At 38.0% G+C, this 15031-nt stretch carries 11 protein-coding genes; 2 read left to right on the top strand and 9 right to left on the bottom strand.

Annotated elements, in window-relative coordinates; all coding sequences use genetic code 11:
- Positions 1-12: 12 nt before the first annotated feature.
- On the bottom strand, positions 13-903 hold the full coding sequence (locus ABXZ36_RS12140; RefSeq protein ID WP_354615938.1) for a hypothetical protein: 891 nt from the start codon (positions 901-903) through the stop codon (positions 13-15).
- A 181-nt stretch (positions 904-1084) separates the two neighbouring features.
- Complete coding sequence (locus tag ABXZ36_RS12135) at positions 1085-3007, bottom strand: ABC-F family ATP-binding cassette domain-containing protein (RefSeq protein ID WP_354615937.1); 1923 nt, start codon at positions 3005-3007, stop codon at positions 1085-1087.
- 65 nt (positions 3008-3072) lie between these two features.
- Between ABXZ36_RS12135 and ABXZ36_RS12130 the strand changes: the two genes are divergently transcribed.
- Positions 3073-3456 (top strand): DUF983 domain-containing protein, encoded by a 384-nt coding sequence (locus tag ABXZ36_RS12130; protein ID WP_354615936.1) that lies wholly within the window; start codon positions 3073-3075, stop codon positions 3454-3456.
- On the opposite strand, the gene ABXZ36_RS12125 is transcribed toward ABXZ36_RS12130, so the two are convergent.
- From ABXZ36_RS12125 to topA, 7 genes are all read right to left on the bottom strand, one after another.
- The gene (locus ABXZ36_RS12125; RefSeq protein WP_354615935.1) at positions 3446-4507 is read right to left on the bottom strand and encodes an NAD(P)/FAD-dependent oxidoreductase; all 1062 of its coding nucleotides are present in this window, start codon (positions 4505-4507) and stop codon (positions 3446-3448) included. The genes ABXZ36_RS12130 and ABXZ36_RS12125 overlap by 11 nt on opposite strands.
- 79 nt (positions 4508-4586) lie before the next feature.
- Positions 4587-5489, bottom strand: coding sequence for a type IX secretion system ring subunit PorN/GldN (gene porN / locus ABXZ36_RS12120; protein WP_354615934.1), 903 nt, complete (start codon positions 5487-5489; stop codon positions 4587-4589).
- A gap of 108 nt (positions 5490-5597) precedes the next feature.
- Positions 5598-7166, bottom strand: coding sequence for a type IX secretion system motor protein PorM/GldM (gene porM, locus ABXZ36_RS12115; protein ID WP_354615933.1), 1569 nt, complete (start codon positions 7164-7166; stop codon positions 5598-5600).
- Between the two features lie 55 nt (positions 7167-7221).
- On the bottom strand, positions 7222-7875 hold the full coding sequence (gene porL, locus ABXZ36_RS12110) for a type IX secretion system motor protein PorL/GldL (protein ID WP_354615932.1): 654 nt from the start codon (positions 7873-7875) through the stop codon (positions 7222-7224).
- Positions 7876-7949: 74 nt separating this feature from the next.
- A complete protein-coding gene (porK, locus tag ABXZ36_RS12105) occupies positions 7950-9308 on the bottom strand; it encodes a T9SS ring complex lipoprotein PorK/GldK (RefSeq protein WP_354615931.1) in 1359 nt (452 codons plus the stop codon).
- 117 nt (positions 9309-9425) lie between these two features.
- The gene (locus ABXZ36_RS12100; protein WP_354615930.1) at positions 9426-10583 is read right to left on the bottom strand and encodes a formimidoylglutamase; all 1158 of its coding nucleotides are present in this window, start codon (positions 10581-10583) and stop codon (positions 9426-9428) included.
- Between the two features lie 2 nt (positions 10584-10585).
- Positions 10586-13081, bottom strand: coding sequence for a type I DNA topoisomerase (topA, locus tag ABXZ36_RS12095; RefSeq protein ID WP_354615929.1), 2496 nt, complete (start codon positions 13079-13081; stop codon positions 10586-10588).
- A 447-nt stretch (positions 13082-13528) separates the two neighbouring features.
- Between topA and miaB the strand changes: the two genes are divergently transcribed.
- Positions 13529-14974: a tRNA (N6-isopentenyl adenosine(37)-C2)-methylthiotransferase MiaB gene (gene miaB, locus ABXZ36_RS12090; protein ID WP_354615928.1), complete on the top strand. Its 1446-nt coding sequence runs from the start codon at positions 13529-13531 to the stop codon at positions 14972-14974.
- Positions 14975-15031: the final 57 nt, after the last annotated feature.

Raw genomic sequence — 15031 nt, 5'->3', positions numbered from 1 at the left:
AATCTAAATGTTTTAATTGTCATCGTCTTCGAACGTAGTCTCCGCTGTACCAGTGGTACTAGGGATAAATAAATCCTTGAACTTATTCTTTTCATATCTATCCGCCCTTTTATCTATATCCAACAGGGCTAATTGTGTATGATCCTGAGCTATATGATTTGATGTAAAGGCTTCAAAATTATTATTCTGCATCTGCAAAAGTTTCAGGTTGGGCATTGAAAAAATATGTTCTGGAAAATTACCAGTCAATTTATTTTCTGCCAAGGTCATTGCTTTTAAATTTGAAAGTTTGGCAATCCCATAGGGTACCTCGCCTTCTATTTCATTATCTGCCAATTCCAATCTTTCTAGAGATTCTAAATTTCCCACTTCAGCTGGTATCTTTCCACTTAGGTAATTGTAAGAAAGATATAACAACTTTAATACCTTCATCTTTCCAATACTGACAGGCAAATTACCAGACAGCCCATTATCGAACATCTCCATAATTACCAACTTTTCCAGATTACCAATATCCTCAGGTATTTCACCTTCCAATTTGTTTTTACCCAACCTGAGCACTTTTAATTTTCTTAGTTTGGTAATGGTTTCGGGTATCTCACCAGAAAGCGTATTAAAGGCTAAATTTAATTCCTCCAGAAAAAGGAGGTTACCTAAAGAAATTGGTAAGACCCCTTGAAGGTTGTTGTTGAACAAATTCAAAGAAACAATTTTACCACCTTCCACTTTCACTCCGTACCATTCGGTCACAGGTGAATTTAAGTCCCAAGTCACCTTCCAATGGGCTCCATTTGTACTAGTATATAAATCTGTAAGAACTTTTTTTTCCTGAGAACTAATATTGGCCGATACCAAAGGTCCATTTAACATAAGAATAACTAAAACGAAAAATGCTTGTTTCATGTAGTTTCAACTTTGATTGAATAACAAACCCTTGTAGTCTGAAATTCATAAGAATTATCCTACAAATAAAGTTTAAAAGTAGGCTAATAACAAAAATAATCGATGTAAGACAAGTGTCGTATCAATTTTTGTTGTGAAAGTACCAAAAGTTGTGGTGTAGCTTTATAGAATTTGTAGGGGATTAAGACTTTTCTGTCATTTCCTCCAGCTCCATGGTTATACCTTCCCAAAGATCCATAAGCTTTTTAAGCTCCTTTTTCTTTTTCTCATAGGTATCAAAAAAGTTCTTCTGGGCAATGGTAGCATCATAATTCATGAGAAGCTCGTGATCAATAGTGGCAATTTCCTTTTCAAGCACCCCAATAGTACTTTCGGCATTGCTCAATTTGTTTTTCAGAGACTTAATTTTTTTTTGGTCCTCAAAGGTCACTTCTTTATCCTTATTTTTTTCTTTGGCCTTTACGACTTTTTGCTTTTTTTCAATGGCCCTAAAGTCCTGTGCTTTTCGTTCTTCCAAGTAAAAATCTATATCCCCAAGGTATTCCCTAATGTTACCGTCTTTAAATTCATAGACGTTACCCGTTAATCCCTGTAGAAAATCCCTATCATGAGAAACCAGAATAAGGGTGCCTTCAAAACTTTGAAGTGCCTGTTTAAGCACATTTTTAGATTTGATATCCAAGTGATTGGTGGGTTCATCCATTACCAGTACGTTAAAAGGCTGTAATAACATTTTTGCGAGAGCCAATCTGTTTCGTTCTCCTCCAGACAAGACTCTGACGTATTTATCTACATCCTCACCTCTAAATAAAAAGGATCCCAAAATGTCCCTTACCTTGCTCCTATTCGTTTCATTGGCTGCATCAATCATGGTATTCAACACGGTCTTGCTGCCATCTAAATATTCGGCTTGGTTTTGGGCAAAATATCCAATCTGCACATTATGGCCCAATTTTATATGTCCCTCGTGGTCCAATTCTCCGACCATTATTTTTGCCAAAGTAGATTTACCTTGTCCATTCTGACCAACAAATGCGGTCTTGCTTCCCCTTTCTACCAAGAGATCAATTTGCTTCAGGACCTCGTTCTTTCCGTAATTTTTGGAAAGATTTTCGATTTCCACAACTACTTTTCCTGGGGTTACGGAAACAGGAAAACGCAAATTCATAACACTATTATCATCTTCATCCACCTCTATACGCTCAATCTTATCTAACTTTTTGATTAGAGATTGTGCCATGGAAGCCTTGGAAGCCTTGGCCCTAAATTTTTCGATCAGCTTTTCTGTCTGCTGAATCTGTTTTTCTTGGTTTTTCTGGGCGCTCATCTGCTGATCGCTGATTTCCTTGCGTAAGACCAGATATTCAGAATAGGGCTTGCTGTAATCATAAATCCGACCTAAAGAAATCTCAATGGTCCTATTAGTAACATTATCCAAGAACATCTTATCGTGGGAAACGATCACCACGGCACCAGTGTAACTCCTTAAAAATTGTTCCAACCAGATTATGGACTCTATATCCAAATGGTTGGTGGGCTCATCCAGCAGTAACACCTCATTGTTTTGCAATAAAAGTTTTGCCAACTCAATTCGCATACGCCATCCTCCTGAAAAGGTCTCGGTCTTCTTATTAAAATCTTCTCTTCTAAATCCAAGTCCTTGAAGAATTTTTTCTGTCTCTCCTTGGTAATTGTACCCCCCTAAAATTTCGTAGAGATGGGTAATATCATTTAGGTCTATGATTAATTGATTGTAACCTTCGCTTTCATAATCGGTGCGCTCTACCAACTGATGGTTAATAGTATCCAATTGAAATTCCAATTCCTTGATTTCCTTGAATGCCTGTTGGGCTTCCTCCAAGACAGATCTCCCAAGTTCAAAATCTATATCCTGTTTAAGAAATCCAATTCTAATATCCTTGTCCGAGGCGATAACACCCGTATCCGGTTCTAATTCTTTGGACAATAATTTGAGCAGGGTAGATTTACCAGCTCCATTTTTTCCAATAAGTCCTACCCTATCTCCAGCATTTAATCTAAAAGCTATTTCTTCAAACAAATATTCCCCAGCAAATGAAACAGAAAGATTATGTATATTCAGCATGTTTTGTGACCCTTGTTACTTAAATAAAAATCAATAAATTGTACCTTTGTACAAATTTTATGCAAATGTTAAAAAAAGGAAACAAACTCTACAGCATTTTAACAGGAAGTTGCCCTAAATGCCATCAAGAAAGCATGTATTTGGACCAAAATCCATATCATTTGGGTAATTTGTTGAAAATGAATGAGCGTTGTTCGCATTGCAACACCAAATATAAAATTGAACCCTCCTTTTTTTATGGGGCCATGTATGTGAGTTATGGTGTAGGTATTGCCTTTGCCGTTGCTGCTTTTGTTATTGCATTTTTATTTGTTGGCACTACTTTAGTCAATACGTTTATTGCTATTGTAGCTACCATGATTGGATTTATGCCTGTTATTATGAGATTGTCCCGAAATATCTGGATCAACCTATTTATGAAGTACGATCCGAGCGCCATTAAGAATTAATGAGATAATATTTTTTCGTAAATCGATCTATATCAATCTCCTTGGACAAGGGCACTCCTTTTTCTGCATAATTATAGAGATCAAGTGCCGTTTTTGGTGCAGTCATTACTCCTCTAGAGCCAAACCCGTTCAAAACATATACGTTCTCTTTTTCTGGATGTCTCCCTACCAAAGGTCGCCTATCAGCGACGGTTGGCCTAATGCCGGCAACATGATCCACAACCTCATAATCACATTTTAAAAAGGTGTTGAGCTTTTCCAGAAGTTCGGACTTTGCCTCGGCTGTGGGAATATTTGTTTTATCCTTCCATTTGTATGTGGCTCCAACCCGATAAAGATCATTACCCAACGGTATTATGAAAACGGAGGATTTAATGACCCTATCTTCTTTTAATTCGGGAGCCTTTATAGTCAATAATTCCCCTTTGGTACCATTAAGGGGTAAATAATTAAAGAAGGGATTGGAGCTTTGTCCATACCCGGTGGCAAACACCACATTTTTAGCTGTAAGTCCCTTATAACTAACTTGATCTATTCCAAAAACCAGTTGATCAAATAAAAAGGTTTCCTGTAGGATCAAATCTTTTTTAACCAGGTAGTTTTTATACTCTTGAAGTAATTTTTTGGTAGCAACTCGTCCAGTGTGAAGCACCTCCCCATAACCAAAAGGGGCATCTATAGCGCCATTCTTGTTCGGTAGGATCTTAGTAGATAAAAAATGGGACAGTTGTGGCTTATCGGCAGCTTCAAACCACATATTCTGTTCCTCAATGGATGCAAACCGTCTTAATACTGGCAACTTATAATCCAATTGGGTCTCTAACTTCTGCTCTAGCCTATTGTAGAATGGAATGGCTTGGTCCAATTGAGCCTTGGCATCCCATGCCAAGGTAAAACGTTTAAGGATTACCGGATTGTATAAGCCCCCAGCCACATTGGAAGAAGTTTGTGAGTCATCAGAAATCACCTTAAAAGATGTATTCCGTTCTTCTAAAACTTCACAAAATGAAATTCCTGCCAATCCTAATCCTACAACTAAGTAATCTACCATGTTGCAAAAATAAAAAAACGCCGCATGTAACATGCAGCGTTTTTATAATATGTATTGAATTGGAGTTTTATTTATAAACCTAATAGGACCACATGTCTTGTTCCCTGTCTCTTATTACCTCTTTTATACGTTGGGCTTCCAAAACTTGGAATAGAGCGTTGTCCGTGATGTAATCCTTAATAGCACGGTCTCCGTGAACATTATCCTCTTTATAAATTGTGGAATGGAACCTACGGGCATTAAGCAACATATCAAAAGATATGGGTTGTGCTGTGTTTCTTTGGTTGAAAACTTTGGCCTCATGCAAGATATCTCTTGCACTTGGGTACCATACCCAAAACAAAGGCACTTTAGCTTCGGCAAGATCCATAGATTCGTCGTCAATAAAGTTAACATCGGGTGCAACCGGAGCAATACCCAACAATCTATATTTTAATTCACCTTGACGCTTGTCAAAATACCAAATACCCTTTATTAGATATTCTTCAAGATCGGCAGCAGTAAGATTTCTCCTATTGATGTATTCCTGAGAAATTTGTTCACCAGCATTAAACTGCTCGTATCCAGAATCTGTCGTATCCACTTTTTGAAGGGTAGCCGCTAAATCTTCAAGGGTTCTTTTTTCAGTAAAGTAGGCATCGGCATAGATATCCTTCAATTTACCACTCTTGACATTTTTCATTAGAACATCATACAATGACCTCCTATCAGAACCAATACCAATGGTATCTAATGGATAGTACAAAGGAAAATTAACACGCTCATCCAAATCGATGACCTCCCAAACGGTTTTAGACCAAAGGATATCCCTATCATCTACATAACCATATTTTAATGGAGCATCATTATCATTCGCTTTTTGCGCGGCTGTTTTCTTGCCTACCTCATCGGGCATTTTGGCGTTCAGAATATTCGCCTGGGCCATCATTGAGATTGGTAACAGTGCAACAGCTCCGATTAATAAAACATTCTTCCAATTCATTTTTTATAATTTATGTATTCATTACACCTTACATGTAATTTGTCCTTTAGTGGTACACTGCTATACATATTCCAACAACATACCACTACAGGACGCTTTTTAAATTTACTAGTTTGTAAGTTCCACGACTACAGGAGAAACTTTCTTAAGTTTATAACTCTTGTTATTCGTAATATAAGCTTCAATATCAAATATTTGAACCGCGTCTCCACGACCTGCTCTTTTAAGGGCAGATTTGGCTCTATCATCAAGCTTGTTTCCGTTTACACTAACTGTAGGCTGACCTGGTACTTTAAATTTAAATCCGCTAACAGCAAGATTCAAATCAAAATCAAAATCATCCAACATAGCGCCAACAGTAGAGATTTCTAGGTTGTTCCTAGGCATTTTAACACTACCACTTTCTCCTCTTATAGAACCTTCTGGTCTTGGAATATCCTTGATCCTGAATTCTGTCTTGGAACCAACAACTTGTCCATCAGGTAATTTACCTGAAGCGTTGATAGTCACTGTTCTACCTGTCCCAGGATTCATAACGTACTTACTTCCGCTAGATCTTGAAAGACCAGGAGCATTTGCATTCACATTGTTATCTGGAATACCAGGAATAGAGATGGTAATAGGATTGGAAACCCCACGATAAACCACATTCATTTTATCTGCAGAGATTACAGCTGCATTAGGTTTTGTAATGGTTGCAAAAGTAGAGTTTACGGCTACTTCAGTAGGCTCACCGTCCTGCATGAACACTAAGTTTCCTTTGATCGTATGATCTCCAGCACTTCCAGCACTTACCAAAAGTTTTACTCTACCATCCTCGATAACAAAATCCGGACCTTCTTTTAATTTCCTACCATCCAAAGTTAAATTCACCTCGTTAGGTCTTGTAGTGGCATCCTTACGACCCAAAACAATGTTTCCTGTAAATTTCTCTCCTTGATAGTAAGCAGATTTCTCTTGCTCCAACAAGGTAGTATAGTTGGTCATAGATACCTCACTAGTTAACTGTCCTTGCAACATTGCCTTAAGGGCATCTTGCTCGGTAGACTTTATATCGGCCTGCAGGGCAGTTAGCTTGGTTAAAGATGCTATTAAAGGGAATCCTTCATAATGATACGCCAACCAATCTACTTTGATCCCATCCCTGTTTGTCACCTTACCTTTAGCATCGCCAGTTTCAAATCTTGTTTTTACAGCATCTTTAACTTCTTGCATGCTTGCTGGCAAAACGGTAGTAACTTGGTTACGGTAATCCGTGATTCTTTTCATGAATTCTTGACCTTCCTTGCCTAAGTTATCACCTTGAAAGAATTTTTGATCTAGATAATCTGTTTTGTCCATGACCTGATAATCTTTAGGGTCTTCTACACCCTCCGTCATTTCCTTTTTAAGATTTTCCAAGTAAGCAAAATACTCTTGGGATAATACCTTTATTTTCTTCGCATCTTGCAAAAGAGGTCCAAATTTTTCTTCGTTTTCGCCTGCTTTTGTTTCCAAGCCGCTCAAGAAGGCAAGGTTATTTTCTGTTGTTTTGGTATTGGACGCTTCTAACTTTTCGTTCATAAGACCGAAAGCTGCTAGTACTTCCTTACTCATGTTCAAGGCCAACATACAAATGAAGACCAAGTACATTAAGTTTACCATTTTCTGACGTGGTGATTGTTTTCCTCCTGCCATGTTTTCTAATTAGGTTTTAATTGATAATTTGATTTGGGTTAACTAGGTACGCTAATTAGTTTTTACTCATTGCAGAAAGCATTCCACCATAAACTCCGTTCAAAGAAGAAAGGTTAGTTGCCAATGAAGCCATTTGCTCCTTAAGGGCACTAGAATTTTGAACTACTTCCTCATTGATAGAAGCTTGTCTGCTTGCGCTATCCAATTGAACCTTGTAAAGACTGTTCAGTGATTCCATTTGAGCTGCTGCCTGTGACATTTCGTTAGAATATTTCTTGGTAGATTCCATAGCATCTACTGTAGGAGCAATACCTTTGGCTGCACCTTCGAAATTTTTGATGCTACTTCCCAAGCTGCTCATTAACTCTGCGTCAACACCTGCTTCTTTCAAAAGATCATCTAATTTTTTAGACAAAGATGTTTCAGCATCCTTTATTTCAGTAGATCCATTTGCTTTCCTAGCAGCTAATTCTCCACCAGACAATTCTGGATAGACTAAAGACCAATCGTATTCCTCTTCGATAGGTTCAAATGCACTGATCGCGAAAATTAATGCTTCTGTAATAAGTCCTACTGCCAATAAAAGGCCTCCAGTTAATGGACCGAATTCCCAGTGTAGAATTTTAAATAATGCACCAATAATTACGATAGATGCGCCAAGCCCATAGGCCATGTTAAATAATTTTTTTGTTGATTTTGACTGTGCCATAATAGTAAATTTAATTTTAGTTTAATGTTAAATAATAAGGATTTGGTTTATTGTTAATCACGCAGTGAATTTAATTAGTTAGTAGCATCCTGTTCTCCCATGTAGTCTTGTACGGTCCTAAAACCTATGTAACTACGGGCAGAATCCTGATATTCATAATCTCGGGTGCTCACTTGTAAGAAATAAGCAACATCTTTCCAGGATCCTCCTCGGATTACCTTTCTTCTGTTAGATGCAGAGACGGCATTTGGGTTCATTGTGGAAACAAACTCATATGAATTTGGATCATAACTGGAATTGGTCCATTCCGCCACGTTACCTGCCATATTGTAAAGGTTAAAATCATTAGGTTCAAAGGATTTTGCCTCTACAGTATATAAAGCTGTATCCGCGGCATAATCGCCTCTCTGAGGTTTAAAGTTGGCCATAAAACAACCAGTATCACTGATTACGTATGGACCACCCCAAGGATAAGTACCTCCTTCAATTCCTCCTCTTGCTGCATATTCCCATTCCGCTTCCGTAGGCAACCTAAATTGGTTAACAAATTGTTTGCTTCTGCTCTTTTGGTCGTCATTCTTAAACTTGGTCCTCCAGTTACAAAAGGCTTTTGCCTGTTGCCATGACACCCCAACTACGGGATAATCGCTGTATGCATCGTGCCAGAAATAGTCATTGTGCATGGGTTCATTATAAGAGTATTCAAAATCCTTAATCCATACGGTGGTATCAGGATAGATCTCTAACATTTCCTGTCTAACAAAATCTTTCCTATTACCAGTCTTGGAACGGGCCGCAGCCTCAATATCCATCCACTTGTAACTATACTTTAATTTCTTAACATCTATAATACGTTGACCATTATAGGATTCTTCCTCCTTTAAATACATAGAATCTACCATGATCTCTGTATAATATTCATCGGGATAATCATTGATATCCCAAACCAAGTCCTGGTCTGTGTTCAAGGCTCTACCTTCATACCCTGTCTCTCCCATACCTTGATAATTGTTCATCATGTATTTCTGGTAGGCCGACATTCTAGTAGTATCTGCATCCATGAATGCATAATCCCCGATTCCTCCATCTTCTGGTCCTAATCCCAACTCATCTGCTAGGATGGCCAATTTGGTTCTAGTAATAGAATCCTTTACCCAATCCACGAATTGACGGTATTCACTATTTGTGATTTCTGTATCATCCATGTAAAAGGAGGTTACAGTTACGGTCTTGGTCGGTGCATTTAGGGTTTGGGCCATGTCTTCTTCTGACTTACCCATGGTAAAGGCGCCCCTTGGAATCAATTCCATTCCATATGGTTTTTCCGGGTACCATTTTTTACCTTGGGCTCCAACTAATTCCCCTTTTGTTTTGGACCCACAACTTGCGAGTAAAAAAACAAATGCTATAGATAACAACAATAGCTTCTTCATACTTTAGGTTAAATTTCGATTTAAGATTGCAAACTGCAATTGCTTTTATTACTTTCTAAAACTGCTTTTTAAATAAATTATTGTATCGAAACAGTTTATACTTGAAAAAAAATTTGATTAATTAAAGCCTTTCTTATAGGCTTTAAACCACCTTTCGGGAATATTTTGATTACATGCTTCCAAATAGTCCTTTTCTGTGCATGGTAATAACGCAGGTGTCTTTGTTTTATTATGTGAAGTTAAAATTGATGGGACCTCTACCCACCACCTTTCGGTAAGATTACTTTTGTAGAATATTAAATCTTGGTCATCTGTAGGAACAATAAACTTGGTAAAGGAGTCTTTATTAAGGTAAGGAGATTCCTTTATTCTAAAATTAACCCCCTCTATAAAGTACCATATTATTTGTGATATCAACTGGAATGACTGTGCACTATTTTCAATTTCATAGATCCCAAAAAGGGAAACTTTATCACTGATTCCGGCATATCTTGCAATAGCGCATATCTCTCGTCCTGTAAATCCATTAGGAGAAAAATTATCCGATAAACCAATGTCGGCCGCTCTAATGGCTCGGGCATCCAAGCTAACAAGATCCGCATTTCTCAACACTGGTTCCGCCAAGGAGATATCAAATGCGATCTCTCCCAGACGATAGGCATCAAAAAAGAGACGCTCCATGAGATCTATTTCCTCTTGGGCATTGAAATAACTTTGATAGCCAATATTTGAAAAATTAAAAAGATTGTTAGGTTTGTCCGTAATGATTTTACTCATATATGAATTGGAGGATATGAGTTCTTCTGCATCTCCAAAATCGAACCGGCTGTCAATAGCTACTAGGTTGACCATACTTTTAATCCCATCAAAGGCCCTGTAAGTGGGGTAGGTGACGTCTTGGGTTGCACCTATTACAATAGGTATGATTTGCTCTTCTAGTAGACCTGCTACTATTTCTTTGACCACAAAATAAGTATCCTCTACCTCTTCTCCTTGTTCTACATCACCTAAATCCACTATGGTAGAGTTCCAATTACCTAACATGAGTTTGTACAGTTGGAGGCGAATGCCAGAAATATCTAAACGCCCCATTTTTTTCTCAAAAGCATTTCTGGATTCTTGTACCCCGAAAATAGCGATTGTGGCATTAGCCAAAACTGGTAGCCCTTTGCGTTCTGTATGCTTAAAAATGTTCTTTCCCAGTGCCTGAGGTGGAAGTAATTCACAATGAGCCAATACCTTATCCGCTACAGGAACCAAAAAATCAAATGCCATAATTATTTCTTCGCTTTAGGTTTGGCTTTAGCCTTTGTTTTTTTCTTTGGTGTCTTTTTTTCTATTAACGCCTTAGCATCTTCTAAGCTAATTTTGGTGGCGTCTACATCTTTTGAAAGCTCAACTTTAATTTTTCCTTTTAGGATATTGTGCCTACCCCATCTTGCCTTTTCTATGCGTATCCCTTCTTTAGGCCAATCTTGGACTAATTTATCAATTTCTTTCTGTTTTTTAGCCTCTATCAATTCAATAATATCCTCTTTGGAAAGGTTGTCGAAATCGTACTTCTTGTTTACGTTTATAAACATGCCGTCCCACTTTATAAATGGTCCGAAGCGTCCTGTACCCTTGGTCACTCCTTTTTCTTCAAAAATAGCTATAGGTGCATCGGCCAATTCCTTCTCTTGGATAAGCTCCGCTGCCCTTTCCATAGTGATATCCAAAGCACTTTCTCCTTGTGCCATAGAAACAAATGTTTTCCCAAATCTCACATAAGGTCCAAACCTACCTACATTGGCTTCCACTTCTTCCCCTTTATATACCCCCAATTTCCTGGGTAGTTTAAAAAGATCCATAGCCTCATCGAAAGAAATGGTATTTAACGAATGCTCTGGCAATAAACTTGCAAACAAGGGCTTTTCTTCCTCTTCTACTGTTCCAATCTGCACCATAGGTCCAAATCTTCCCAAACGAACAGAAACCTGCCTACCGGATTTAGGATCTTTTCCTAGAATACGTTCCCCGCTTGCGCGATCGGCATTTTCCTCTACATCGATGACATTGGGATGGAAATCCTTATAAAAATTACCCATCACCTTTTGCCAATCCTCTGCTCCAGCAGCAATCTCATCAAAATCCTCCTCTACCTTGGCAGTAAAGTTATAATCCAAAATATTCGCGAAATGATCTACCAAAAAATCGGTAACAATTATACCTATATCAGTAGGTACTAATTTTCCCTTATCTGAACCAACTTTTTCGGTGAGCTCTTTAGTCGTTAACTTATCGCCTTTAAGGACTAATTGCATATAGTTCCTTTCCGTGCCTTCGATGGCTCCTTTTTCTACATAACCCCTATTTTGGATTGTAGAAATGGTTGGGGCATAGGTAGATGGTCTTCCAATACCTAGTTCCTCTAACTTTTTTACCAAAGAGGCTTCACTATATCTATAAGGTGCTCTTGAAAAACGTTCTGTAGCTGATATATTGGTGTTGGCAAGTGCATCCCCTTCTTTCATTGCAGGTAACATTCCATCTTGCTCTTCCGGCATATCCTCATCATCGATCCCTTCCATATACACTTTTAGGAATCCATCAAATTTGATCACCTCCCCATTAGCACTGAACTCATCTTTATGGGTACTGGTACTAATTTTTACATTGGTACGCTCCAATTGGGCGTCGCTCATTTGTGAGGCCAGGGTACGTTTCCAAATTAGATCGTAAAGTTTGGATTGGTCGCGATCCAAAGAAGGCGACTGTATTTTCATGTCAGTAGGACGGATAGCCTCATGAGCCTCTTGAGCTCCTTTACTCTTGCCTGTGAAGTTTCTTACTGTACTGTATTCCTTACCATAATTACTAATAATGGCATCCTTTGCTTCTGTTAATGCCTCTTTGGATAGGTTAACACTATCCGTTCTCATATAAGTGATAAGTCCGGCTTCGTATAAACGTTGCGCCACTTGCATGGTCTTGCCAACGGAAAAATAAATTTTTCTTGAAGCTTCTTGTTGTAGGGTTGATGTGGTAAAAGGAGCTGCAGGTGATTTTTTAGCAGGCTTTTTATCTAGGTTAGCGACAGAAAAATTAGCGCCAATATTTTGTTTTAGAAATGTTTCAGCTCCTTCTTGTGATGAAAAAGTTTTATTCATTTTAGCAGAAAAAGCGATTCCTTCCTTCGTTTTAAAAACGGCAGAGATTTTAAATGAGGCTTCAGGGGAAAATCCATCAATATCCCTTTCACGTTCCACAATTAATCGCACGGCAACAGATTGTACCCTACCCGCAGAAAGTCCAGGTTTAATTTTTTTCCATAGTACAGGAGATAATTCGTACCCTACTAACCTGTCCAACACCCTTCTCGCTTGTTGGGCATTGACCAAATTATAATTTATTTCACGGGGATTCTCGATTGCCCTTTGAATAGCAGATTTGGTTATGGAGTTAAAAACAATTCTTTTGGTCTTTGCTTTATCGAGGTTCAGTTCTTCTGCCAAATGCCACGATATAGCCTCTCCCTCTCTATCCTCATCACTAGCTAACCAAATGATTTCCGCTTTTTGAGCAAGGTCCTTTAGTTTTTTTACAAGTGCCTTTTTATCGCTGTCAACAATGTATTTTGGTTTAAAACCGTTTTCAACATCAACTCCTAACTCCTTAGAAGGCAGGTCGGCAATATGTCCAAAACTGGACTCTACCTTATAATCCTTCCCTAAAAATTTCTCTATCGTTTTTGCTTTAGCAGGCGACTCTACAATTACTAAATTCTTTGCCATTCAATCTTTTTTGTTGACACAAAAGTATATCAATTTTTTTATTTAATGCTTTATACCATCATTACATATGAAAAAAGCACCCAATTCTTGATGATCAGGTAATGTTTTGGCGTCACCTTTTTACACTTTCTTAACCAAATTAATACAGACTATATATTAAGGTATACTAATATCATAAGTAATTATTCACATAACTTCTTTCATCACATAACCTCATTTTACCTAAATATATATTTTATAAAATTCTTTACTCCCTGTAAAAACTAGGCAAAAGGAAAGCCTATTATTTGAATTTTCCTTTTATATAAATGGTTCTAATCAATTTATTATTTCTCTTCCATAAATTTTACTAATGATTTTGACAAATATTTAACTGTCAAATTGTCACGATTCTTCAATTAATCCTATCTTTGCAGGCCTATTTGAGTTAAAGGCAATTACGATACCATGGAGAAGATAATAGATGAATCGGTTCAGGGTACACCCCTATCCATCGATAAAAATCAAGAGAACAAACGCAAACTTTACATAGAAAGTTATGGCTGTGCCATGAACTTTTCCGATAGTGAAATTGTAGCTTCCATTTTAGCTAATAACGGATTTAACACCACCGATATCTTAGAAGAGGCCGATCTTGTTTTGGTAAATACGTGTTCTATAAGGGAAAAAGCAGAACTTACGGTCCGCAAGCGATTAGAAAAATTCAACGCGGTAAAAAAACTAAGGCCACAAATGAAGGTTGGGGTTTTGGGTTGTATGGCAGAACGCTTGAAGACTAAATTGTTAGAGGAAGAAAAAATAGTAGATATGGTTGTAGGTCCAGATGCCTACAAGGACCTACCCAATTTAATACAAGAGATTGATGAGGGCCGAAATGCCGTAAACGTTATCCTTTCTAAAGAGGAGACCTATGGGGACATATCGCCTGTCCGTTTGCAATCAAATGGGGTTTCGGCCTTTGTTTCCATTACCCGAGGTTGCGACAATATGTGTACTTTTTGTGTTGTTCCTTTTACAAGAGGGCGCGAACGCAGTAGGGATCCCCAATCTATCTTGGAAGAGGTAGAAGACCTTTGTAACAAAGGCTTTAAGGAGATAACTCTCTTGGGACAAAATGTAGATAGCTACCTATGGTATGGCGGAGGATTGAAAAAAGATTTTGAAAACGCCAGTGATATGCAAAAGGCAACTGCGGTAAATTTCTCCAATCTTTTAGATATGGTAGCCATAGCACAACCTAAATTAAGAATTAGATTTTCCACTTCCAATCCGCAGGATATGACCTTGGACGTGATACGTGTGATGGCAAAACACAGGAATATATGCAACTACATACATTTACCAGTACAAAGTGGAAGCAACAGAATCCTAAAGGCGATGAACCGGTTGCACACCAGAGAGGAATATTTTAAACTTATAGATAATATCAGACAAATTATCCCTGAATGCTCTATATCACAAGATATGATTTCTGGATTCCCTACTGAAACTGAAGAGGATCACCAAGATACCCTCTCTCTTATGGAAAAGGTAAAATATGATTTCGGATACATGTATGCCTATTCAGAAAGACCTGGAACCTTGGCAGAACGCAAAATGGAAGATGATGTTACAGAACCTGTCAAAAAAAGAAGGTTAGCAGAGATCATTGCCATGCAACGGGAACATGGCCATTATAGAACCAAACAGCATGTAGGAAAAGTGGAGGAAGTCCTGATTGAAGGAGCCTCAAAAAAATCCGATCTGCAATGGATGGGTAGGAATACCCAGAGCACCGTTGTTGTTTTTCCCAAGGAAAATTACAAAGTTGGAGATTTTGTGAACGTAAAAATAAATGATTGTACCTCTGCCACCCTGATTGGAGAAGCCATAGGATACAGTGATAATAATTAATAATAAGGAACCATTTTAAGGTTAAATCACTTTTACCCTTCTTAAAAACCCTTATAA

The organism is Sediminicola arcticus, assembly GCF_040566695.1.
GTDB classification, from domain to species: domain Bacteria; phylum Bacteroidota; class Bacteroidia; order Flavobacteriales; family Flavobacteriaceae; genus Sediminicola; species Sediminicola arcticus.
Note: the sequence above shows the minus strand (reverse complement) of the source record. Positions and strands in the feature narration are given on the sequence as shown.

Excerpts from the sequence above, each read along its gene's own strand:
- ABXZ36_RS12140 (WP_354615938.1), bottom strand. The coding sequence starts at position 903 with ATGAAACAAGCATTTTTCGTTTTAGTTATTCTTATGTTAAATGGACCT.
- ABXZ36_RS12135 (WP_354615937.1), bottom strand. The coding sequence starts at position 3,007 with ATGCTGAATATACATAATCTTTCTGTTTCATTTGCTGGGGAATATTTG.
- ABXZ36_RS12130 (WP_354615936.1), top strand. The coding sequence starts at position 3,073 with ATGTTAAAAAAAGGAAACAAACTCTACAGCATTTTAACAGGAAGTTGC.
- ABXZ36_RS12125 (WP_354615935.1), bottom strand. The coding sequence starts at position 4,507 with ATGGTAGATTACTTAGTTGTAGGATTAGGATTGGCAGGAATTTCATTT.
- porN (WP_354615934.1), bottom strand. The coding sequence starts at position 5,489 with ATGAATTGGAAGAATGTTTTATTAATCGGAGCTGTTGCACTGTTACCA.
- porM (WP_354615933.1), bottom strand. The coding sequence starts at position 7,166 with ATGGCAGGAGGAAAACAATCACCACGTCAGAAAATGGTAAACTTAATG.
- porL (WP_354615932.1), bottom strand. The coding sequence starts at position 7,875 with ATGGCACAGTCAAAATCAACAAAAAAATTATTTAACATGGCCTATGGG.
- porK (WP_354615931.1), bottom strand. The coding sequence starts at position 9,308 with ATGAAGAAGCTATTGTTGTTATCTATAGCATTTGTTTTTTTACTCGCA.
- ABXZ36_RS12100 (WP_354615930.1), bottom strand. The coding sequence starts at position 10,583 with ATGGCATTTGATTTTTTGGTTCCTGTAGCGGATAAGGTATTGGCTCAT.
- topA (WP_354615929.1), bottom strand. The coding sequence starts at position 13,081 with ATGGCAAAGAATTTAGTAATTGTAGAGTCGCCTGCTAAAGCAAAAACG.
- miaB (WP_354615928.1), top strand. The coding sequence starts at position 13,529 with ATGGAGAAGATAATAGATGAATCGGTTCAGGGTACACCCCTATCCATC.